Below are 23,113 nucleotides of genomic sequence, written 5' to 3' on the forward strand. Positions count from 1 at the left end.
ACTCGTATATGAGGGCTTTTAATACCTTTAGCAAAAAAATAAAAAATTAGATGATTCAGTCTTATGTTTAAGTCTGGTTTGTAACAATAAAAGAATAAAACCAATGAAAATAGCATTACTAGGCTATGGTAAAATGGGTCAGATTATTGAACGTTTTGCCTTAGAAAGAGGACATGAGGTAGTTTTGAAAATCAGCATTGATAATCTTGATGACTTAACGGTTGCTAATCTGCGAAAGGCCGATGTAGCTATCGATTTTAGTGCTCCTGATGCGGCAATAAATAATATTTATACCTGTTTTGATGCAAATGTTCCTGTTGTTGTAGGTACTACGGGATGGTATGGCCAATTGCAGGAAGTAAAAAATGAGTGCCTTACACGTAACAATGCACTTCTTTATGGGTCAAACTTTAGCATTGGGGTTAATATCTTCTTTCACATGAACAAGGTATTGGCGAAGTTAATGAACGACTTCCCTGCATACGAGGTCCAGGTAGAGGAAATACATCATACGCAGAAACTAGATTCACCAAGTGGTACAGCTATGACTATTGCCGAAGGCATTATCGAGAATGTTGACAGAAAACGTGAATGGGTAAATGAACTTGTAGGTACAGAGTTCGATGATGTATTAAAGAAAGAACAATTACTGATTGAATCGCATAGAATAGAAAATATACCAGGTACACATACAGTGGTTTATAGTTCTGAGGTAGATGAGATCGAATTTAAACACACTGCTCATAATCGTTCAGGGTTTGCATTAGGTGCAGTAGTAGCTGCCGAATGGCTTGAAAAAAAGCAGGGCTTTTATAATATTGCTGATATATTTAATTTTAAATAATAAAAAAATATGAATTGGAAATTCTGGCAAAAGGAGAATAAGGACACTAAGCCAAAAAAGAAAAAATCCAGAAGCCGAGAATGGGTTGATGCTATTTTGTTTGCAGTAATTGCTGCTACGATAATCAGGGTATTTTTTATAGAAGCATATACTATCCCAACAGGATCTATGGAAAGATCATTATTAATAGGTGATTTCTTATTTGTTAGTAAGGTTAATTATGGCCCTCGTGTGCCAATGACACCAGTTGCATTCCCTTTTGCTCATCATACAATGCCTTTAACCGGTACTAAAGCATATTGGGATGGCGTGCAATGGAAGTACCGCAGATTGCCAGGCTTATCTGAGATCAAAAGAAATGACGTAGTGGTATTTAACTACCCTCAGGGTGATACTGTAGCCCTGGAGATTCAGGACGTTGACTACTATAAAATGGTGAGATCAGAAGGCTGGGATGCAATTAATAAACACTACACTGTTGTAAGCAGACCTGTTGATAAAAGAGAGAATTATATTAAAAGGTGCATCGGTATTGCCGGTGACATAATTAGTATGAAAGATGGTCTTGTTTCTGTAAATGGTAAACCAGAGAAACTTAAAAGTACTGGGCAGATGACTTATGCAGTTACATTTAAAACAGCCGATATCAATTTCTCTGTTTTTGAGGATCTTGGATTTAATATATCAGAGGATATTAATCAATCATCTCCTAATACTTATAGTTTTACAGGCACAGAACCAATGATGGATAAGGTTAGTAAACTGGATTTTGTGCAATCTGTAAAAGAAGTGACTCAACCAGAAGGCTATCAGGAGAAAGATGTTTTTCCTTTTGATCCAAAAAGAAATTGGAATGCTGATAATTTTGGCCCCATTCTTATACCTAAAAAGGGGATGACAGTTCAATTGGATAGTGTATCAATGCCTCTTTACGAGAGAAGTATCAGGATTTATGAGGGTAACAAGTTAGAGAAAGCTGGCACTGGCTGGTTGATTAATGGTAAACCTGCAACCAGTTATACTTTTAAAATGGACTACTACTGGATGATGGGAGATAACAGACATAACTCATTAGATTCTCGCTATTGGGGATTTGTACCTGAAGATCATATTGTAGGAAAAGCATTATTTATTTGGATGAGCTATAATACCAATGGATCATTCTTTAATAAAATAAGATGGAATAGGCTACTGAGAGGAATAAACTAGAACCAAAGATTTATTTAAATAGTAAAAAGAGGGTGTCATTTAGGGAGGGCACTGAAAAAGTCCTTTACAAAAATGGGGCAGTTCATAAATCATGAATTGCCCCATTTTCATTAAGTTGTAAGAAGTTTTTCTAGTTAAAATTTTCTGTAGCCGACCCTGAGAGGGTCAAATTCAATTATTTCATAATTTTATTTTAGTCGCACTTTTTGGCACATCCAAAGCCCAGGATAACGGTGTACATCAACAGTCAACTGTATACGAATGGCCTAAAGATCCTCTGGTTAGCCAAAAACTAGACAAATGGCAGGATMAAAAATTCGGAATGATTATTCATTGGGGGCTATATGCCGTTCCAGGCATTATTGAATCATGGTCTATTTGTTCAGAAGATTGGATCTCAAGAGATAGCACGAGTAACTACGAAGATTATAAAAAATGGTACTGGGGTTTAAGTAAGGATTTTAACCCTGTTAAATTTAATCCAGAACAATGGGCAAAGGCAGGTAAAGATGCAGGCATGCGTTACCTGGTATTTACAACCAAGCACCATGATGGCTTCAATATGTTTGATACTAAAGAGTCAGATTTTAAGATCTCTGCCGGACCATTTAAGGATAATCCTAAAGCTGATGTTGCAAAATATGTATTCGATGCTTTTCGCAAACAAGGCTTTATGATTGGGGCTTACTTTTCAAAACCCGATTGGCATTCTGAATACTATTGGTGGCCAAAATATGCAACCGCGGATAGAAACAATAACTACGATATCAGAAAAAATCCATGGAGATGGAGCATGTTTAAAAAACAGACATTTAACCAGATCAGTGAGTTGATGCATAATTATGGTTCAGTTGATATTCTATGGTTAGATGGTGGATGGGTTAGACCATTAGAAACCGTTAATGAAGAAGTACTTGCATGGGGAATGAAAATTCCTGAATGGAGTCAGGACATTGATATGCCTAAAATTGCCACTATGGCACGTAAAGCACAGCCAGGTTTATTAATGGTAGATAGAACCGTTCATGGGCCTTATGAGAACTATCAAACACCCGAACAAAGCGTGCCAAAAACACAGTTAGCAAACCCATGGGAAAGCTGTATGACCTTAGGCGGTGCATGGGGCTTTKTTCCTAACGATCAGTATAAGTCTGCCACCCAGGTAATTCATACTTTAATTGAGGTGGTGGCAAAAGGAGGCAGTCTGTTGCTGGGAATTGGTCCGAAAGCGGATGGAACTATTCCTCAGGATGCAATATCAAGACTTGAAAACATAGGTAAATGGCTAAATATAAATGGAAAGGCTATTTATGATACAAGAATCACTAAGGAATATCATGATGGTGACACCTGGTTTACCCAAAGTAAGGACGGAAAAACCAAGTATGCATTAACTTGCCTTAAAGATAAAACTCCTGAATATGTAGTTTGGAATGGAAACATACCTGCTAAAGGAACGGCAGTTCAACTAATTCAAACCGGTCAGAAACTTAAATGGGAAAACAAGGGAACTACTGTAAAAGTATGGTTGCCAAAAAATATCCAGAAAGATCTACCAGCATTAGCATTTTCTTTTAAAGGGGCTTTATAGCCCCTCTATTTCTAATTTTTTCGCGAGTTCGTTCAAATCATTAACAACCACGTCAATTAACGGGATACCATTAATTCTACGCTCTTGCTCATAAGCAAATTCCGGTTCTCCCGGAATAATTACCTTTTTATCCGGATCAACAGTTTTAGCACTTTTAAAGCGTTCAATCCAATTGTCAAGATGGTCTTTAAAATCCTGCGCCGGCCTAAAGCCATCAACTCTCATTGCACCAAGAAAATGTCCTATACCTTCTCCAACAGGGTCAGCAGGGGGCTCTAGAAAAGCAACAAATGGCGGTACCCAGGGGCCGTAATTTGCGCCAGACAATACTGCCGATAAAATATCCACAGTAGCACTTAAACCATAACCTTTGTGGCTTCCATGATCTTTGTCGCTACCAAGAGGCAGTAATGAACCACCTTCTTTTAATTGATGCGGGTTTGTTGAAGTATTGCCTGAGGCATCTTGTACCCATCCTTCGGGAATAGGTTGATTTGCTCTTTGAGCAATCTCCAGTTTTCCATTTGCAGCTGCGGCAGTTGCCATATCAACTATAACAGGAGGATATTTACCTGCCGGAAAAGCATAACACATAGGATTGGTGCCTAGCAACCGTTCATTGGCATAAGTAGGCGCAACAAGCGGACTCGCATTAGTCATGCTAATACCAATCATTTCCTCTTCAACTGCCATTAACGAATGATAACCGGCAATACCAAAATGATTTGAATTTTTGACAGCTACCCACCCGCTACCATAAATCCGCGCTTTTTCAATTGCAACTTTCATTGCAAAAGGAGCAACCACTAAACCTAAACCACCATCGCCATCAACCGTGGCGGTTGTAGGAGTTTCATGAACAATTTTTATTACCGGATTCGCATTTATCCGCTGCTTTTCCCACAAACGGACATAGCCGCTTAAACGTGCTACACCATGTGAATCAATACCTCTTAAATCAGATTTTAATAATACATCTGCCGCCAACTGAGCATCGGTTAACGGGCATCCCATTTTTAAAAATACATTCTCTGTAAACTGGCGTAATTTGGTTTCTGTAAAAGTGTAAAAGGTCATCTGATTTTTTAAGCAAAAAGAACTGTAAACTGATGGTCTAAGGGTTTGAAATGGGTGATCAATGAATCAATAAAATCATCACCGTAAAGCACAATCATTGGTGCAATATTAAGTACCCTCTCCTGTAGCACACCCGAAGGGAATAGTTTTTCTTTAAGATTATCTATTTGAGAGAATGAAGTAACATGCTTTCGCTTTTCGGCTCTTAACATCTTTTTCTCCAGTGTAGAGATTAGTTTTAAAGCCTTTGTTTTTGCTGCATCTGCAGATTGAGAAAGGCTTTTGTCTATTTTATAAGCATTAAGCTTTATTTGATCAAAAACAGCTCTTATAGATCGTTCTTCGTTATCAAGAGAGAACTGAAGGTTAACGTGAGATTTAACCCACTCGTTCTTTAGCGCTTCTGGTTCATTAAATAAATTCCTGTGACTAATCCCCAATACTTCCATTCTGGTTTCGCTTCTTTTGTCGATAAGCATAGCTGAATTACGCAATATCAATACAGGGAAATCTATTTTATAATGGTCAAAGTTTGCTTTTAATTGCAGCCAGTAAGTAACTTCCGCCCCACCGCCAATATAGGCTATATTAGGTAGAATCACTTCCTGGTAAACAGGTCTCATTATCACATTAGGGCTAAATCTTTCGGGGTATGAATTTATTTCTTCTTGCAATTCCTCTTTAGTAAAATCAATAGAAGAGTTCATCACTTTGTAACGACCTTTTTCTTCAATAATACGTTCCCTTAAACCATCAATCATATAAAAGAAATTGATCTCTCTTGGGTTAACCTGAGCTTTGTAACCGAGGGTTTCTAACTTAGCATTGGTTTTGCTGATATGCTTAAAGCTATTTTCTTCGGTAATATCTTTATAGATAATCTCAGCAAACTCGCTTTTAAGATTATGGTCATCGGCATCTACGCAAACCAGACCATACTTGCCAAAAAGAGCATCTACCAGTTCACGGGTAGCGTCACTTAACTTTTTGTTTTTAGTATAAGCATGATCAACTATCTTAGAAAACTTAATACCATTTTCGCTTATCCCAAGATATCCTTTATAAGCAGCAAGAGCTTCTGCGATGTCAGAGGTGTCTAGTCTTCCTGTAGCGCCGGCAGCTTTTTTATTCCAGGTAATCATTTTGTCCTCAACCTTAACATGATTGATCTCTTCAAAATCATGATCTTCTGTGGCCATCCAATAAACGGGAACAAAATTGTAATCAGGAAATTGTTGTTTTAAATCACTGGCAAGGTTTATTGCCGTTACTATCTTGTAGATAAAATATAGAGGTCCGGTAAATATATTTAGCTGATGGCCTGTCGTAACAGTAAAAGTTTTCTTATCGGCTAACAGCTCAATGTTGGCTTTTACTAATGACGAAACATGAATTGATGAATATTGTTTTTGTAAAGTGCTAACCAGAATAGCTCTGTCGGCACTAAAATTTCGTTCAGCAATAGCCTTGGTAAAGCCAGTAAAATCCGGTTCATACTTGTAAAAAGGGCTCAGCTTCTCATTTTTTCCGATGTAGTCTAGTACGGTAGAAGAGAACGCATTAGTTTCCTGATAAGAGATGTATTTAGCTTGCATTGCCACGAATTTAAGCTAATAAACTATAAATCTAAATATGAAGCCTTTATTTTACAATCTGTCCATATAGATCGAAATCCTCAGCACGATCAATCTTAACATTTACAAAGGTTCCATTGGCTGCATAACCTGTTGCAGCATCAATTAAAACTTCGTTGTCAACCTCCGGAGAGTCAAATTCAGTACGGCCAATAAAGAAATCACCTTCTTTTCTGTCAACCAAAACTTTATAGGTTTTACCTACTTTATCCTGGTTTATRTCAAAAGAAATACCTTGTTGTAATTCCATAATCGCATCCACACGTGCTTGTTTTACTTCTTCAGGAACATCATCAACTAGATTATGTGCATGGGTTTTTTCCTCATGCGAATAAGTGAAACATCCTAATCTGTCGAAACGGGTTTCTTCTACCCAGCTAAGCATTTCTTCAAAATCCTGCTCAGTTTCTCCTGGGTATCCACAAATTAAAGTAGTACGCATAGCGATGTTCGGTACTTTATCTCTAATCTGATTCACAATGTCGATGGTTTTTTGCTTGGTAATACCACGGCGCATAGATTTTAGCATGTTATCTGTGATGTGCTGCAGAGGCATGTCTAAATATTTGCAAATATTCTCGCGCTCATTCATGGCATCAAGAATTTCCATAGGGAAGCCAGAAGGGTAGGCGTATTGCAACCTGATCCACTCAATTCCTTTCACGTCAGATAGTCTGCGCAATAACTCATCAAGGTTACGTTTTCCATAAATGTCAAGGCCATAATAGGTAAGGTCTTGTGCAATTAGAATAAGTTCCTTGGTTCCGTTGGCAGCTAATATCTTAGCTTCATTCACCAATTCTTCCATATCACGGGATACGTGTTTACCACGCATCAGCGGAATGGCACAGAAAGAGCAAGGTCTGTTACAGCCTTCTGCAATCTTAAAATAAGCGTAATGAGAAGGAGTAGTTAACAGGCGTTCGCCTATTAGCTCATGCTTATAATTTGCACCTAAGGAGTGCAGTAAGTTATTTAAATCGTTGGTGCCAAAGTAGGCATCAACGTTAGTAATTTCCGCCTCTAATTCAGGTTTGTAACGCTCAGATAAGCATCCGGTTACAATTACTTTACCAACTTTTCCTTCATCTTTTAGCTGGCTGTATTGTAATATGGTGTCTATGGATTCTTGCTTTGCATTATCTATAAAACCACAGGTATTGATTACCACAATATCATTTTTGCCAATCTGATTAGACTCATGAACAACATCTAAACTGTTTCCGCGCAATTGACCCATTAGAACCTCAGAATCGTAAGTATTTTTGGAGCAGCCCAGTGTAATTACGTTGATCTTTGGTTTTTTAACGGGGATTATTTTTGTGGAAGTTTTTGTATTCATGTTTTGTAAGTCAGTATATTTTTTTATTTTATTTTATGCTTGTTTGTACGTCAGCCATCCAAGAATAGTAACTAATGATGTTTTTAAACGCTTCGTCATCTCGACGATAGGAGAGATGACGGAGTGTGCTATTTAAACAAGCTATCAACAAATGCTTTTTTATCAAACAATTGCAGGTCGTTCATGCTTTCGCCAACGCCTATGTATTTTACGGGTATTTTAAATTGATCTGAGATTCCGATAACAACGCCACCTTTAGCAGTGCCGTCAAGTTTAGTAATAGCTAAGGCATTTACATCGGTTGCTTCAGTAAATTGCTTGCACTGTTCAAAAGCATTTTGTCCTGTAGATCCGTCAAGTACCAATAATATTTCGTGCGGTGCTCCAGGGACTACCTTTTGCATCACATTTTTAATTTTACCAAGTTCGTTCATTAAACCAACCTTGTTGTGCAAACGTCCGGCAGTATCAATAATTACAACATCTTCGCCATTAGCAACGGCCGACTGCAATGTGTMGAAAGCTACAGAAGCAGGATCAGATCCCATTGCCTGTGCTACCACACGAACGCCCACACGCTCACCCCAAAGTTTAATCTGCTCAACCGCTGCGGCTCTAAAAGTATCGGCAGCACCTAAAACAACTTTAAGATTTTCTGCTTTAAGTTTATGTGCCAGTTTCCCTATTGTTGTGGTTTTGCCCACGCCATTTACACCAACTACCATAATAACGTATGGCTTGTGGTTACCGTATTCAAAACTTCTGAAATCGTTGCTGTTATTTTCTGCAAGTAACAGTTGAATTTCATCACGCAGCAGATTGTTTAGTTCGGAGGTAGATAAGTATTTGTCCTTTGCTACACGTTTCTGTATGCGATCGATAATCTTTAATGTGGTGGTTACACCAACATCAGAGGTTACCAGAACTTCTTCGAGGTTATCCAGTACATCATCATCCACTGTAGATTTACCAGCTACAGCTTTAGTGATCTTACTTAAAAAGCCCTCTTTAGTTTTCTCTAATCCCTTGTCGAGAGCTTCCTGCGCTTCAGGCGCGGTCTCTTTTTTCTTAAAAAAATCAAATAAACCCATAAGAATGTATAGAAAAACAAAAAAAGCCCTCCCAGAATAAAGGGACGGCTTTAATATTATAAAATATTAAAATTATTTTTTAGATGCAGAAATAGCATCTTGAACGTGATCGTTGTGAACAATAACTTCTTTGAAAGAATAAGCACCAGATTTTGGCGACTTAGTCATTGTAATAACTTTCGAATATTCCTTTCCTTTACCCGTTTTCAGGGTTGCAACTACCTTTTTTGCCATGATCTAAATAGATTGTATTTAGTTAAATACTAAATGTATTACTTAATTTCTTTGTGTACAGTTACTTTTCTCAACACTGGATTGAATTTTTTCAACTCTAATCTCTCAGTAGTGTTTTTACGGTTTTTAGTAGTGATATATCTAGAAGCACCAGGCATGCCGCTTGCTCTATGTTCTGTACACTCTAGAATAACTTGTACTCTGTTACCTTTTTTTGCCATTTTATTAATATTAAGGTTGATTTCACATCAACCAATGTTTCTACAAATATCCTTTTTTCATGAAGCGGTTAATCGCTTCTGTAATACCAATTTTATTGATGGTTTTGATAGCTGAAGTAGATACTTTCAGTGTTATCCAACGATCCTCATCAGGAATATAAAATTTCTGAAGTTGTAAGTTGGGATAAAACTTACGCTTGGTTTTAACGTTTGAGTGAGAAACATTAAAACCTGTCATTGCCATTTTTCCGGTTAAATCACAAACTCTAGACATGCCTTTAAATATATTGTTAATTGTTCTTCGCTTAATTTTTTTAAGAGTGTGCAAATATCAGTAAAATATTTGTAATCATCAAGTAAGAGTCAAAAATAATTTCAATTATTATTTATTCATCACAACTACATATATAAAGTAATAACATCGCCAACGCCTCTAACGTACATCGAGCCAACCACCTTCGTAGTATGTTCCACAAAAAGTGCATTTTTACGAATCTGTTCCGAAGATACCTCGAACAAGTGTGGAACAAGCTCAACGCCAAATCCCTTTCCGAACATGCTTTTTAGCCACTATAATATTGATCAATAAAATTGTTTTTATAAAGCACAATTTTATCTAAGTTTGGGTTTTAGTTGTTGAAATAAACCAAATATGCAAATTAATTCATTTGAAGAATATCAAAAAACTTATCAGTTAAGCGTAGATCAACCTGAGCAATTCTGGGCAGGTATAGCCGATAATTTTCTTTGGAAAAAAAAGTGGGATAAAGTACTTTCCTGGAACTTTTCAGAGCCTAATATCAAATGGTTCGAAGGTGCCAAACTGAACATTACCGAAAACTGTCTTGATCGCCACCTGGCTGATAATGGCGATAAACCTGCCATTATCTGGGAGCCAAATGATCCACAAAAAGACAGCATTACTTTAAGTTATAGAATATTACACGAACAGGTTTGCCGCTTTGCCAATGTTCTGAAAAAGAACGGTGTACAAAAAGGCGATAGGGTTTGTATTTATATGCCAATGGTTCCGGAGCTAGCCGTGGCGGTACTTGCATGTGCACGTATTGGCGCTGTGCATTCTGTTGTATTTGGTGGTTTTTCTGCTAAATCTATAGCCGATCGTATTAATGACGCCCAGTGCAGGGTAGTAATTACCGCTGATGGTGCATTTAGAGGTAATAAGCAAATTCAATTAAAAGAAGTAATTGACGATGCACTGATTGGTTGCCCAAGTGTTGCAAAAGTTATTGTTTTAACACATACCAGAACTCCTGTTTCTATGTTAAAAGGACGCGATATCTGGTGGGAAGATGAGATAAAATTAGTTGATACCAATTGTCCGGCCGAAGAAATGGATGCCGAGGATTTGCTGTTTATATTATATACATCCGGCTCTACAGGTAAACCAAAAGGTGTGGTACATACTGTTGGTGGATATATGGTTTATGCCGGATACACATTTTCTAATGTATTTAACTATCAACCTGATGAAGTGTTCTTCTGCACGGCAGATATTGGTTGGATAACCGGACACTCTTATATTGTTTACGGACCCCTTTCGCAAGGCGCAACAACGGTAATATTTGAAGGTATTCCAACTTATCCAGATGCGTCAAGAATGTGGCAGGTGGTTGAAAAACATAAAGTAAATATTTTATATACTGCCCCAACAGCAATCAGATCTTTAATGAGTTTTGGTCTGCAGCCTATTGAAGGGGTCGACTTAAGCTCTTTAAGGGTTTTAGGATCGGTAGGAGAGCCTATAAACGAGGAAGCCTGGCATTGGTTTGACGAAAATATAGGCAAGAGCAATTGCCCTATTGTTGACACCTGGTGGCAAACTGAAACTGGTGGTATCATGATTTCACCAATCGCCTTTGTAACGCCAACTAAACCTAGTTTTGCAACACTTCCCTTACCTGGTATACAGCCGGTGTTGGTTGATGAGCAGGGCAACGAGATTGAAGGTAACGGTGTGAGCGGTAATTTATGTATTAAATTCCCTTGGCCTGGTATGTTGCGTACGACTTACGGAGATCATGAACGTTGTAAACTGACTTATTTCTCTACTTACGAGAACATGTATTTTACAGGGGATGGTTGTTTAAGAGACGAAGATGGTTACTATAGAATTACTGGTAGGGTAGATGATGTAATTAATGTATCTGGCCATAGAATTGGTACTGCCGAAGTTGAAAACGCAATTAATATGCACGCAGGTGTGGTAGAAAGCGCTGTAGTAGGTTTTCCACATGAGGTAAAAGGGCAAGGTATTTATGCTTTTGTAATTTTCCCAAATGCACATGGTGATGAAGATCTTACCCGTAAGGATATTCTTCAAACGGTTACCCGTGTTATCGGGGCTATTGCTAAGCCCGATAAAATACTCTTCGTTTCGGGATTGCCTAAAACAAGATCCGGTAAAATTATGCGCCGTATTTTAAGAAAAATTGCAGAGGGTGATACTACCAATTTAGGAGACATTACTACGCTTCTGGATCCTGCGGTTGTTGATGAAATTATAGAAAAAGCAAAAAAGTAACAAACAATTATTCCTTAAGCTTGTTTATGTAGTGTCTATTTATTGTTAAACAAAATAAGAAACTATCATGGATAAGTTAGAATTAAAAGGAAAATGGAATGAAATTAAGGGTAAAGTGAAACAAGCGTATGCTGACTTAACCGAGGATGATTTGAAGCATGAAGAGGGGAAAGATGATGAGTTGTTGGGTAAATTGCAGCAAAAAACAGGTAAAACCAGAGATGAACTGGTAACCTGGATAAAATCATTATAAGAAACATAAATAAAAGGGCCTGATCAATTATGGTCAGGCCCTTTTATTTATGAGGATTTTGGATTTTAATACCCAAATATTTGTTCCAATGTTAACTTGGTAACGGTTCCAAACTTCTGCATGTCTTCTAATCTCACTTTTTTCTCTGAAGCAACAATGCAATAATTGTAAGGCTTGTTAGCAACATTGTTGGTGTGAAATTCTTTGATGTCAGCAAATGTTAAAGGCTTTAAACCATTGTACTCGTCAATTCTCGAATCATGGTCAATCCCAAGTTTCTGATCTGCAAAGTAACTCTGTATAATATCATCTTTAGTAACACGGCTGGTTTCCAACGCATTTAATGCATTGTATTTTGAGGCTTCGAACGATTTATCTGCTTGTGGTAAAACATTAAGCAATTCGTTCATCCCTGCCACGGCGTCGTTCATTTTATCAGCCTGACTACCTACATAAGCTATCATAGCATAATTCTTGTCTTTTCTGTCGGGCGATGAATAAACGGCAAATGTTGAATAAGCCAAAGCTTTAGATTCACGTATAGTTTGGAAAACTATAGATCCCATACCCCCACCAAAATAGCTATTGAATAAGTTTACTTTGGCTGTAAGGTCTGGATTAAAAACGCCTCCATTTCTTATCCAGCGAATTTCTGACTGAACCATGTCGTAATCTGCAAAATAGACCTGATTGGTCGCATTGTTGGTGTACGTGAATTTTTTAGCCGGTGGTTCAGGGCTAAACGCTGCAGGTAATTTATGAAGTTTACCTATGCTTTCTGTAAAAGCTTCCAGGGTGTGTGGTCCATAATAGGTAATGGTGTGTTTAAAGTTGTCGATATTATGTAGGATGCTGATCAACTGGTCTGAAGTAATATTTTTTATTTCTTCGTTGCTTGAGGTAGAATTAAATGGATTGCTAGCTCCATATTGAGCATAGTTCATTAAACCGCCTAGTATTGCACTCTTATTAAGTTTGTTGTTCTCTCTTGCTTTAAGGATACGGCTTTTAAGTTCTACCAATGCCTGTTCATTCGGTTTGCAGTTGGCCAAAATATGCTCAACCAGCATTACAGCTTTCTCAAAGTTTTCTTGTAAGCCACTAATATTTATAGTAGTAACCTCGTTACCMACATTGATGCTATAGGTGCAGGCAATATTATAAAATTCTTTACTTATTTGTTCGGCAGAGTATTTATCCGTCGCTAAAAAAGTTAAGTATTGCGAAGCATATGGTTGCAGCATGTTGTTTAATGCGCCCATTTCGAAACGGTAAGATAAGCGGAAAATGCTGTTCTCTTTATTTTGAACTGTTATTACATCGGCAATGCCCACTTTGCCATAGTTTAAGTCTTTTTTATAATCGAGGAACTTAGGTGCTATAGGATTTGTTGGAGCTGCAAGCAGATCTTTGGTGAAAACAGATGTTTCTGCAGCATTTGTGTTTACGGGAGTGATGGCAGGTTTTTCGACCTTCGCAATGTTTTTGTCCTCACCTTTGTGTTTAAATGCAATAACATAGTTGTTGATGAAAAACTGTTTTGCAAATTCAGTAACCTGGCTCTTGGTAATCTTAGCCATCTCATCAGGATTGCTTAAAGATTTGTCCCATTTGGTTCCACGATTTAAAATAAATTCATTAGTTGCGGCATCAACACGGTATGCATTATTGTCGAAGGCTTGCAGTAATCCTAGTTTACTATTGGCTACAGTTGCTTTGATAAGGCTTTCATCAAAATCTCCTTTCTTTAAGATCTCAATTTGATCAAGTAATAGCTTTTGAACTTCTTCTAATGTTTGGCCTTGTTTAGGTTGGGCCGACATATTGAAAACGCCATAATCCTTCATCTGCTGATAGCCAGCGCTTGAGCGTAAAACTTTTTGCTGTTTGTTTAAGTTGATGTCGAACAAACCTGCTTTTCCGTTCGCTAAAATGCTTGATATTAAATCTAATAGCATGCTCTGTTTGGTGTTCTCAGCATATCCTCTATAAGATATTTCTACACTCTCTGCACTGGGGCCATATATATCGACCTTTTGAATTTTAGTTAACGGTTTTTCAGGAGCCGGATTGTAAAGTGTAACAGGTTTTGATTGCATAAAGGCAAATGACTTGTCAACTTTTTTAATCATTTCATCAGGGTTAAAATCTCCAGCCAATACTACTGCCATATTATTAGGTACATAATATTTATTGTAATACTTTCTGATTTCGACAAGAGATGGGTTTTTAAGGTGCTCTATTGTACCAATAGTGGTTTGCTGACCATAATTATGAGTAGGAAATAATAGTGCCGACATTTTCTCATCCATTTTCCAGGCATCATTATCAAGTCCACGGTTTTTCTCTTCATAAACAGCCTCCAGTTCAGTGTGGAAGATGCGGAAAACAGGATTGCGGAATCTTTCCGCCTGCAGAGCTAAAAACTTATCAGTGGCATTGGCCGGAAAATCTTCATTGTATACGGTTTCTTCATACCATGTATGGGCATTGCTAGACTGGCCGCCAATTGCTTTAATCATTTTATCGTATTCATTGGCAATTGAATAATTAGATGCCAGACCAGATGTTTTATCTATCTGCGCGTAAATCTCTTTCCGTTTAGCAGGATCAGTGGTTTTGTTGTATTGCTCGTATAATCCATCTATCTTATCTAACAAAGGTTTCTCTTTTGTATAGTCCATTGTTCCGAATTTGTCGGTTCCTTTAAATAGCAAATGCTCCAGGTAATGTGCTAAGCCAGTTGCTGTACGCGGATCTGTATTACTTCCCGCTCTAACAGCCATTCTGAACTCAATAGTCGGTTCTTTTACGTTTTGTGATAAAATAACCGTTAGCCCATTTTTTAGTGTGTAAAACCGCGACTTGGTTGGGTCGTTTGTTACGTATTTGTAAGTGTATCCATCAGTGGTGGCTGTTTTCCATTGATAGCCAGATTGAGCCATAACCCCAGACCCTATCAAAAGGAAAAAGGATAGCGCTAATAGTTTGTTCTTCATATATTTTATTTTTTTATGTATAGTAAGGTTGTCTTGGATCCTTATTAAAATAAATTTAAATCCCATATGGCCTCACAGCTTTTAAGTTATACATCAAATATATGTGGATTGTGTATTAAGTCCTGAACTTTAGATCGAATTCTTGTACTTTTACGGCAACAAGGGCTGTAGGCATACCAGTTTTGCTTAAATAGGTGATTCTGACATATCAACAGGCTTTTATGATTATAATAAAACAGATATATCTTAAATGAAAAAGCAGCAATCCAGACCTAATATTTTAGTGGTAAACGACGACGGTATAACCGCTCCGGGAATTAAGAATTTGATTGAAGTTGTTGAGGAAATCGGAAATGTAGTTGTAGTAGCACCAGATGGACCTCAGTCGGGGATGGGCCACGCAATTACTATTGGTAAGCCATTGCGTTTTGATCGGGTAGATTTGTATCCTGGTGTGGAAATGTATAAATGTTCCGGTACACCTGTTGATTGCGTTAAGCTTGCTGTAAATAAAATATTTAAAGGTAAAAAGCCTGATCTGTGTGTTTCTGGTGTAAATCATGGGTTAAATAATTCCATCAATGTGATCTATTCAGGAACCATGTCGGCCGCGGTTGAAGGGGCAATAGAAGGTATCCCTTCGATTGGTTTCTCACTTGATGATTTTTCGCAAGAGGCAGATTTTAGTCATTGTAAAAAGTTTATTAAAGCCATTTCTTTACAGGTACTTGAACATGGTTTACCGCCTGCAACATTGCTTAATGTTAATTTTCCAAAAGGCGACGGTTTAAAAGGCATTAAGATTTGCCGACAAGCGAATGCTAAATGGGCAGAAGAATTTGATGAAAGAAAAGACCCATATGAACGCCCTTATTACTGGTTAACAGGTGTTTTTCAAAATAATGATAAAGGTGAAGATACTGATGTTTGGGCGCTGGAGAATGGTTTTGTTTCAGTAGTTCCTGTTCAGTTTGATTTAACAGCGCATCATGCAATTCCTGTTTTAAATACCTGGACATTTGATGTTTAGAAATGTAAAGAATTCTGTATTAATAGGTTTGGGTATCGGTGCTTTGGTGCCTGGTGTATTGGTTGCCGGGGTATGGTACCTGATGCATAGGTTCGCTTTTTTAGCTAAAGCAGATCTTTTGTTGATTGGCTGTATTGCTGTAAATGCCTTATTAATGCATTATTTTTTTAAACAGAATAAGGATAATGTGGGCAGGGGTATTATCAGTGCAACATTTCTATGGGCATTTGCCTTCTTTTATTATAAAGTTACCCAATCATGAGATACTATTTAGTAGCCGGAGAAGCATCCGGAGATTTACATGGAGCCAACTTAATGAAGGCATTAAAAGTTCAGGATCTAAATGCGGAATTCAGATTTTATGGTGGTGATAAAATGAAAGCTGAGGGGGGTATTCTTAAAAAGCACTATGCTGAAATGGCATTTATGGGCTTTACCGAGGTTTTGTTAAATCTACGTACCATCCTTAAAAATATGAAGGCATGTAAGGCTGATGTATTGGAATATCATCCTGATACGCTGATTCTTATTGATTTTCCTGGCTTCAATTTAAAAATAGCAGAGTTTGCTAAAGAGAATGGAATTCGTGTTTGCTATTATATTTCTCCAAAGGTTTGGGCATGGAATCAAAAGCGTGTATTAAAAATCAAAAGGATAGTTGATAAGCTGTTTTGCATTTTGCCTTTCGAAGTAGATTTTTATAAAGAATGGGGCATGGAGGTCGATTATGTTGGCAATCCTTTATTAGATGCAATTGCTCAATTTACTCCTGACCCTTCTTTCAAAAAAACTTATGGGTTGAATGATAAGATTATAGCACTGCTTCCTGGTAGCAGAAAACAAGAAATTGAGCGCTTGCTGCCAGATATGCTAAGTGTAACAGGTCGTTTTCCCGATTACAAGTTTGTTGTTGCAGCGGCTCCTGATTTTGATGAGAATTATTACAAACAATTCATCTCGTCTGAAAATGTAACGCTGGTTTTTGAACGAACTTATGACCTATTGAATGTTGCCGCGGCCGCAATTGTAGCATCTGGTACGGCAACGCTTGAAACTGCTTTGTTTCATATACCGCAAGTTGTGGTTTATCGCGGAGGGGCAATCTCTGTTGCTATTGCCAGGATGCTTGTTAAAATAAGGTTCATTTCTTTGGTGAACTTGATTATGGATAGAAAGGTGGTTACAGAATTAATTCAGGAAGATTGTAATACACAAAATATTTCTGATGAGCTTGGCCTCATCTTAAGTGGAGAAGGTAGACAAAAAATGCTGGGCGATTACGAAGAATTATCTTCAAAAATGGGAACTGCCGGTGCATCAGAACGTACTGCAAAACTCATAATTTCGTATCTAAAGGGGATTTAGGAAGTCCCTCTGTTTCAGTTTTTTAAGCTAGATTTATTTTTTAAAAAATATTCTTTTGTGAATTATTTTCCTTATTATTGGTATAGATAAAACGTTTTTATAAAATATAGCTCCCATATATTATGAGAAACAGAACCAACCAACCAGTAGTACATCTACACCAGGAATTTCTCCTTTTGATTGTAAGAGAAATTAGATTTTTTTTACACCCCACCTTGTATGATCCTGTTGCTTTAAAAGCATCTTAATTATACCCTTTTCAAACTTTTCTTAAGCATTCCTTTTTAAGGTCATGTGCGTTGTTGCGTGCTTGTGATTTTACATTGGAATGGGGGTTTTTAGTACGCTTACTCTAACTAAATATAAACTAAAATTAAGCTAATGAAAATCAAACAAATTATCCTCGCAGGGATTCCAATGCTCTGTTTAACAGGGTTACAATCCTATGCGCATCCCGCTGATTACACCAAAATCAGTTCCGGTATGGGCAGTGTCGCCTTCTTTCAGGCACAGAAAATTGTGATTACAGGCACTGTGGTTGATGAAAAATCTCAACCTATACCTGGTGTAGGGATCAAATCTCTCAAAACAAACAAGTCTACCGTTACCAATGCCAGTGGTAAATTCAGCATTGAGGTAGATAATGCAAGTGAGCAACTCTCGTTCTCGTATATCGGGTATGCTACTCAAACCCGGGCCGCGGGGTCTGGTGCTTCACCACTTACCATTAAAATGGTTCCTGCCGAAGGAGTTKAATTGGCAGATGTAGTGGTGATTGGTTATGGTACCTCTAAAAAATCTGATTTAACCGGTGCGGTAGGTACGGTAAAAGCAGAGCAATTGCAGGAACGTCCGGCATCTTCTCTAAATCAGGCCTTAACAGGAAGGATATCCGGAGTCCAGGTCAATACAAACTCAGGTCGGCCTGGCGGAAGAGCCAATGTCAGGATTCGTGGTTTTAGTTCCATCAACTCATCTAATAATCCTTTATATGTAGTAGATGGGGTTCAGTTGCCAATGGGAAATCAAGCCCAGGCCAGCCAGGCTATTGACTACATCAATCCTAATGACATCGTTTCTGTAGAGGTGTTGAAAGACGCATCCTCTACCGCTATTTATGGTTCCAGGGGAGCCAATGGTGTTATTCTGGTTACAACCAAGCGCGGAAAGACCGGTGAAAGCAGGATAGATTATAATGTAGATGTGAGTGTGCCGTCAGTTGGTCCTAATTTTCCGAAAGTATTAAATGCGAAAGAATTCCTGGCTGTGGAAGATCTGGCATATAAAAACATGGAAAAATATGACCCGGCAGGATGGGCAGCAGGTAAATATGTTACAAGAAACCCAGCCCTGGCCAGAAAGGATCCAAGGTTGTTTGATAGTAGCGGCAACCCTTATTTTGATACCGACTGGCTTAAAGAGGCTACTCAGAACAAGCTATCTCAAAATCATGAGCTTGGTTTTAGTGGAGGTAATGAGCGCACTACCTATGCCTTTTCAATCGGACACAGAAATGATCAGGGACTCATCAAGACCTCATTCCTCAAGCGATATTCTGGCAGGTTCAGTATTGATGACCAGGTAAAACCATGGTTAAAGGTAGGGGGTACGCTAAGCTACACCAATCAAAACGAAAATCTGGTAGATCAAAGTGATCAGGTGGCGCGCAGTATTGTAGAAGATTTTCCGTTTTTACCTGTAAAATACAGTAACGGTTTTTATGCTGATAACAGAGACTATCCAAATGCCGAGGGCCGTTTCAATGTAGTGCACAGGTTGTATGATACCAAGTTTTTACTGGGAACCCAAACAACCCTTGGCAGTCTGTATTCAAATATCAAGTTTGCCGAAGGTTTAGAAATGAAAACCATAATAGGTGCAAATGTGATTTCACAGGAAAATAATGAATACAGCGGGCGTACGCTAAATATCTCTGATCAGGGCTATGCTGCCGGACGTACCCGGAAGGAAGCCTTCTGGTCTATAGAAAATTTCCTGACCTACAACAAGCGCTTTAACGAGAATCACTCCATCACTGGTTTATTGGGGATATCCTGGCAGAAAAGCACTTTCAACAACATCAGCTCTGAGGTAAGGGGCTTTGCAACTGATTATTTTGAATTTAACAATTTAGGAGCAGGCAGTCTGAATCCGCAGGTCGGATCCAATAGATCGCTGCAACAACTTAACTCTTACTTTGGTAGACTAAATTATAGTTTTAAGGATAGATATTTGTTCACTGTTACTGGTCGTGCGGACGGCTCCTCGAAGTTTGGCGAAAGTAACAAATATTCGTTCTTTCCCTCTGCAGCAATTGCATGGAGAGTTTCTGAAGAGAATTTCTTAAAAGACAACCGCGTTATTTCTAATTTAAAGCTTCGCAGTAGCATCGGAGTTACAGGTAATTCGGAAATACCACCATACTCATCACTTCCCCTGCTGGGCACCAATTATCCAGCAGTTATTAATGATGTAAGAGTAGTTGGAACAGGTCTAAACAGACTTGCTAATCCGGATCTTCGCTGGGAAAAGACCACACAAAGCGATGTTGGTGTTGAACTGGGAATGTTTGGCGGCAAAATATCACTGGAGTTGGATCTTTATTATAGGAAAACCACAGACATGTTGCTGGATGCGCCGGTTCCACGTACAAGTGGTTTTGTAAATATCCGAAAAAATATCGGATCTATGGAGAATAAAGGGTTGGAAGCTCAATTGAATACCACAAACTTTGATTCAGAAGATTTTTCATGGAAAACGTCTTTTAATATATCCTTTAATAAAAACAAAATACTTTCTCTGGCAACACCTGCTGATATCTTTGGTATAGGTGGTCCTAACTTTACCAATCCAACTAATATTATCCGTGTTGGAGAGGCTGCTGGTTCATTCTGGGGACTTACCCGTTTGGGTGTTTGGTCTGAAGCAGAGCGTGCAGAAGCAGCTAAATTTGTGAGTTATCGAAATGGAAATACAATTCTACCAGGTGATATTAAATATCTTGATGTGAATGGAGATTATGCTATAAATGATGCCGACAGATCAATTATTGGTAATGGTAGTCCAGACGCCTGGGGTGCATTATCCAATACTTTCCGCTATAAGAGTGTTGACCTAACTGTTGAACTTCAATATTCAGTTGGGGCAGACGTGATGGACATGACTACTCACTCTAGTGAAGACAGGGTTTCTCTGGCCAACAGCTATGCTACGGTATTGAACGCGTGGACTCCTCAAAACCAGAATACGCAGATTGCCGAAATCCGTGATACTCGTGCCGGCTATGTAACCAATGTGGATACCCATTGGATCAAAGACGGTTCGTTCATCCGTGGCCGGAATGTGTTGCTTGGATATAACTTCGCCAATTCAATTGTACAAAAAATGAGGTTGAACAGATTAAGGGTCTATGTATCTGCACAAAACCTCTTTTTGATTACCAGTAAAGAGCTTCAGGGAGACCCTGAAACAACACCAACAGGTGGGTATGCAAATGATGGCAATAACGTATTCTCGCAGGGAATGAATTGGCACAGCTACCCAAGACCAACAATCTTCATGTTGGGTTTAAATATAGGTTTGTAATGTTTTTATTAAATCATTTTAATGATGCGATTAACACTTAAAAAAGATATACTGATGAAAATTAACATATTAAAACATATTAGCAGTGCGGCCCTTTTTGGACTATTACTGCTTGGATCAGGTTGTTCAAAGTTTCTTGAAGAGCGCGATCCTTCAAATCTGGCACCTGATAATTTCTATACCATACCGGAACATGCTGAAGCAGCGATAGCCTCAGTATATGCAGGGACACGATTTATTGGCGATGGGGCCGGAATCTTCTCTTCAAACTGGCAATTGCTGGAAGCAGTGACAGGAACTTCTACCACAGAGACAGCTCAAAACTCCGACCTAAATAACTTATACGGACTGATTTACGATCCGAATACGGGACATGTAATCAATTATTGGAATGGTATATATCGAGTTATTGCTCAGGCAAACCTGGTTCTTGAAAAAGTTCCAGGTATTACGCCTATGGATGATGCACAAAAGAAACGTATTTTAGGCGAAGCAAAATTCCTCCGTGCATGGGCATATTTCTATGCAGTAAGGTTGTGGGGAGATGTACCATTAATTACAAAACCACAAACACTACAGTCTGAGGATTTTTTCCCTAAGCGGGCTACAGCTGAGAGTGTATATACTTTAATTGTAGAAGATTTGATTGCTGCTGAAGAGGCGGGATTACCCTGGATGAATAAGAATGGCAGGGTTTCGCTGGCAGCAGTTAAGTCGGAACTGGCGTTGGTTTACCTGACAATGGCTGGCTTCCCATTGAGCAAAGGAGCAACCCATTACAAACTGGCAGCGGATAAAGCCAATGAGGTGATCACTTACGCAAAAGCGAATCCGGCAGCGATTGATCTTTTTGCAACTTATGCAGAGGTACACAGAGAAACATTGAAAAATGAAAAAGAACACATTTTCATGATCCAATACAATTCTGTAGTTGCAGGTAACCCAATGGACAATATGTATCCAAACTTCAAACCGGTTACATTTAATGGTGCATCGGGTACAGGAAGTACCGTTCCTACCCGTCAGTTTTATAATTCCTACGAAGCAGGAGATGAACGTGCCAAAGACCGGGAGGGGTATTTTTATACCAGCTACTTTACTAATGGTAACGGAGCTTTATTTCAACTGGGAGCACCTTATATATTCAAACACTTTAATACCATCGCCAATGGTTCTTCGGGCGTAGCGGGTACACGCAATAACAATTTGAATGTACCGGTGATTCGCTACGCGGAAATTCTGCTTGTCTATGCCGAAGCTCAAAACGAGTTAGGTGCTCCAACGCAGGATGCTTATGATGCTTTTAAGCGCATTCGCGATCGCGCCAAACTGGTAACTCCTGCATTTGGCACTTACAGTCAAACAACATTCCGGGAAGCTGTGTGGAGAGAGCGCTGGCATGAACTGTGTTATGAGCAGATCACCTGGTTTGACATGGTCAGGCTTAGAAAAGTATATAACGAAACTACACAGGGATTTGATAATTTTGTGGGACATGTGAACCTGAGTTCCAATCAACCTTTACAGAATAAACATCTGCTTTTCCCTATTCCAAGACCTGAGTTGCAAAACAATCCTAACCTTGCCCCTCAAAATCCCGGATATCAATAATATCAAATAATTAATCAGGATAGAGCCTGCAGTTATATTTTATACTGCAGGCTTTTTTGTGATTTTTTTGCTACAAAGCCTAGATTTTTATCCATTATATAGCCTCTTTTTTTGCCTTAAATTCCAGTAGTAATTGCTTTATTTTAAGGGGACTTAACTTCTATTTTTCTTTCATATCATTTCAAATTGTAACAATATTGTTTGTAAAAAAAGCAAAAAAAAAATTCTGGTTTGAACAATTTTCTTTAATATTGGCGTTGATAAAACGTTTTACTGAAATCTACGTATACCAAATATTCATGAAAAACCAACGATTATTCTTAGCCGCTGCTCTCTCACAAAACATTCAGGTTGTTCCGTTAAAAAAATATTTTCTTTTTATCAATAACCGCTTCAGGGTATAATCTTAGACCCTCTCTCAACTAATCTAATTTTCTCTCTTTTTAGGCTACTCCAAAGTAGAACCATAGACTTTTTATGCC

General features: G+C 38.4%; 19 protein-coding genes. 10 read left to right on the forward strand and 9 right to left on the reverse strand.

Annotated features, from left to right (window positions below; all coding sequences use genetic code 11):
* Positions 1 to 103: 103 nt before the first annotated feature.
* The 3 genes from dapB (at position 104) to AC1DDK_RS22350 (ending at position 3,644) form a co-directional block, all read left to right on the forward strand.
* Positions 104 to 844, forward strand: coding sequence for a 4-hydroxy-tetrahydrodipicolinate reductase (gene dapB / locus AC1DDK_RS22340; protein ID WP_048906372.1), 741 nt, complete (start codon positions 104 to 106; stop codon positions 842 to 844).
* Between the two features lie 9 nt (positions 845 to 853).
* Entirely contained in the window at positions 854 to 2,053 is a 1,200-nt protein-coding gene (gene lepB, locus AC1DDK_RS22345) for a signal peptidase I (RefSeq protein WP_337717470.1), read from the forward strand.
* 190 nt (positions 2,054 to 2,243) lie between these two features.
* Entirely contained in the window at positions 2,244 to 3,644 is a 1,401-nt protein-coding gene (locus AC1DDK_RS22350; RefSeq protein ID WP_477634073.1) for an alpha-L-fucosidase, read from the forward strand.
* Here AC1DDK_RS22350 and AC1DDK_RS22355 read toward each other — a convergent pair.
* The 8 genes from AC1DDK_RS22355 to AC1DDK_RS22390 all read right to left on the reverse strand — a co-directional run bounded on the left by AC1DDK_RS22355 (position 3,639) and on the right by AC1DDK_RS22390 (position 9,801).
* A complete protein-coding gene (locus AC1DDK_RS22355) occupies positions 3,639 to 4,721 on the reverse strand; it encodes an Ldh family oxidoreductase (RefSeq protein ID WP_172659054.1) in 1,083 nt (360 codons plus the stop codon). The genes AC1DDK_RS22350 and AC1DDK_RS22355 overlap by 6 nt on opposite strands.
* Positions 4,722 to 4,729: 8 nt before the next feature.
* Entirely contained in the window at positions 4,730 to 6,316 is a 1,587-nt protein-coding gene (gene bshC, locus AC1DDK_RS22360; protein WP_337717474.1) for a bacillithiol biosynthesis cysteine-adding enzyme BshC, read from the reverse strand.
* A gap of 46 nt (positions 6,317 to 6,362) precedes the next feature.
* Complete coding sequence (gene rimO / locus AC1DDK_RS22365) at positions 6,363 to 7,697, reverse strand: 30S ribosomal protein S12 methylthiotransferase RimO (protein WP_048903765.1); 1,335 nt, start codon at positions 7,695 to 7,697, stop codon at positions 6,363 to 6,365.
* A gap of 128 nt (positions 7,698 to 7,825) precedes the next feature.
* The gene (ftsY, locus tag AC1DDK_RS22370; protein ID WP_477634067.1) at positions 7,826 to 8,788 is read right to left on the reverse strand and encodes a signal recognition particle-docking protein FtsY; all 963 of its coding nucleotides are present in this window, start codon (positions 8,786 to 8,788) and stop codon (positions 7,826 to 7,828) included.
* A 72-nt stretch (positions 8,789 to 8,860) separates the two neighbouring features.
* Positions 8,861 to 9,022, reverse strand: a complete 162-nt coding sequence (locus AC1DDK_RS22375) for a DUF4295 domain-containing protein (protein ID WP_069378912.1) — start codon at positions 9,020 to 9,022, stop codon at positions 8,861 to 8,863.
* Positions 9,023 to 9,060: 38 nt separating this feature from the next.
* Positions 9,061 to 9,243 carry a 50S ribosomal protein L33 gene (rpmG, locus tag AC1DDK_RS22380; protein ID WP_048903767.1) on the reverse strand — a complete coding sequence of 61 codons (183 nt, stop codon included), beginning with the start codon at positions 9,241 to 9,243 and terminating at the stop codon, positions 9,061 to 9,063.
* Between the two features lie 40 nt (positions 9,244 to 9,283).
* Positions 9,284 to 9,517 carry a 50S ribosomal protein L28 gene (gene rpmB / locus AC1DDK_RS22385; RefSeq protein ID WP_039866682.1) on the reverse strand — a complete coding sequence of 78 codons (234 nt, stop codon included), beginning with the start codon at positions 9,515 to 9,517 and terminating at the stop codon, positions 9,284 to 9,286.
* 125 nt (positions 9,518 to 9,642) lie between these two features.
* A complete protein-coding gene (locus AC1DDK_RS22390; RefSeq protein ID WP_337717476.1) occupies positions 9,643 to 9,801 on the reverse strand; it encodes a hypothetical protein in 159 nt (52 codons plus the stop codon).
* Between the two features lie 94 nt (positions 9,802 to 9,895).
* On the opposite strand from AC1DDK_RS22390, the gene acs reads away from it, so the two are divergent.
* Together acs and AC1DDK_RS22400 are read left to right on the forward strand one after the other, a co-directional pair.
* Positions 9,896 to 11,788: an acetate--CoA ligase gene (gene acs, locus AC1DDK_RS22395; protein WP_337717477.1), complete on the forward strand. Its 1,893-nt coding sequence runs from the start codon at positions 9,896 to 9,898 to the stop codon at positions 11,786 to 11,788.
* 67 nt (positions 11,789 to 11,855) lie between these two features.
* Entirely contained in the window at positions 11,856 to 12,041 is a 186-nt protein-coding gene (locus tag AC1DDK_RS22400; protein ID WP_048903769.1) for a CsbD family protein, read from the forward strand.
* A 65-nt stretch (positions 12,042 to 12,106) separates the two neighbouring features.
* Here the strand turns inward: AC1DDK_RS22400 and AC1DDK_RS22405 are convergent, their stop codons facing one another.
* Positions 12,107 to 15,040, reverse strand: coding sequence for a M16 family metallopeptidase (locus AC1DDK_RS22405; protein ID WP_337717479.1), 2,934 nt, complete (start codon positions 15,038 to 15,040; stop codon positions 12,107 to 12,109).
* Positions 15,041 to 15,290: 250 nt separating this feature from the next.
* Here AC1DDK_RS22405 and surE point away from each other — a divergent pair, with 250 nt between their 5' ends.
* The 5 genes from surE to AC1DDK_RS22430 all read left to right on the forward strand — a co-directional run bounded on the left by surE (position 15,291) and on the right by AC1DDK_RS22430 (position 22,631).
* Positions 15,291 to 16,070 (forward strand): 5'/3'-nucleotidase SurE, encoded by a 780-nt coding sequence (surE, locus tag AC1DDK_RS22410; protein WP_172659059.1) that lies wholly within the window; start codon positions 15,291 to 15,293, stop codon positions 16,068 to 16,070.
* Entirely contained in the window at positions 16,063 to 16,332 is a 270-nt protein-coding gene (locus tag AC1DDK_RS22415; RefSeq protein ID WP_288883184.1) for a stationary phase survival protein SurE, read from the forward strand. Before surE ends, AC1DDK_RS22415 begins: the two co-directional genes overlap by 8 nt.
* Positions 16,329 to 17,435: a lipid-A-disaccharide synthase gene (gene lpxB, locus AC1DDK_RS22420; RefSeq protein ID WP_288883183.1), complete on the forward strand. Its 1,107-nt coding sequence runs from the start codon at positions 16,329 to 16,331 to the stop codon at positions 17,433 to 17,435. The genes AC1DDK_RS22415 and lpxB overlap by 4 nt, the downstream gene beginning before the upstream one ends.
* Positions 17,436 to 17,816: 381 nt before the next feature.
* Positions 17,817 to 21,020, forward strand: coding sequence for a SusC/RagA family TonB-linked outer membrane protein (locus tag AC1DDK_RS22425; protein ID WP_477634068.1), 3,204 nt, complete (start codon positions 17,817 to 17,819; stop codon positions 21,018 to 21,020).
* A 54-nt stretch (positions 21,021 to 21,074) separates the two neighbouring features.
* Entirely contained in the window at positions 21,075 to 22,631 is a 1,557-nt protein-coding gene (locus tag AC1DDK_RS22430; protein ID WP_172659062.1) for a RagB/SusD family nutrient uptake outer membrane protein, read from the forward strand.
* Positions 22,632 to 23,113: the final 482 nt, after the last annotated feature.

It is taken from the genome of Pedobacter sp. 05T44 (genome assembly GCF_056395985.1).

Coding starts and splice junctions, on each gene's coding strand:
- bshC (WP_337717474.1), bottom strand. CDS start 6,316: ATGCAAGCTAAATACATCTCTTATCAGGAAACTAATGCGTTCTCTTCT.
- AC1DDK_RS22400 (WP_048903769.1), top strand. CDS start 11,856: ATGGATAAGTTAGAATTAAAAGGAAAATGGAATGAAATTAAGGGTAAA.
- AC1DDK_RS22355 (WP_172659054.1), bottom strand. CDS start 4,721: ATGACCTTTTACACTTTTACAGAAACCAAATTACGCCAGTTTACAGAG.
- AC1DDK_RS22415 (WP_288883184.1), top strand. CDS start 16,063: ATGTTTAGAAATGTAAAGAATTCTGTATTAATAGGTTTGGGTATCGGT.
- rpmB (WP_039866682.1), bottom strand. CDS start 9,517: ATGTCTAGAGTTTGTGATTTAACCGGAAAAATGGCAATGACAGGTTTT.
- rpmG (WP_048903767.1), bottom strand. CDS start 9,243: ATGGCAAAAAAAGGTAACAGAGTACAAGTTATTCTAGAGTGTACAGAA.
- lpxB (WP_288883183.1), top strand. CDS start 16,329: ATGAGATACTATTTAGTAGCCGGAGAAGCATCCGGAGATTTACATGGA.
- AC1DDK_RS22390 (WP_337717476.1), bottom strand. CDS start 9,801: ATGTTCGGAAAGGGATTTGGCGTTGAGCTTGTTCCACACTTGTTCGAG.
- lepB (WP_337717470.1), top strand. CDS start 854: ATGAATTGGAAATTCTGGCAAAAGGAGAATAAGGACACTAAGCCAAAA.
- dapB (WP_048906372.1), top strand. CDS start 104: ATGAAAATAGCATTACTAGGCTATGGTAAAATGGGTCAGATTATTGAA.
- surE (WP_172659059.1), top strand. CDS start 15,291: ATGAAAAAGCAGCAATCCAGACCTAATATTTTAGTGGTAAACGACGAC.
- AC1DDK_RS22430 (WP_172659062.1), top strand. CDS start 21,075: ATGAAAATTAACATATTAAAACATATTAGCAGTGCGGCCCTTTTTGGA.
- acs (WP_337717477.1), top strand. CDS start 9,896: ATGCAAATTAATTCATTTGAAGAATATCAAAAAACTTATCAGTTAAGC.
- AC1DDK_RS22375 (WP_069378912.1), bottom strand. CDS start 9,022: ATGGCAAAAAAGGTAGTTGCAACCCTGAAAACGGGTAAAGGAAAGGAA.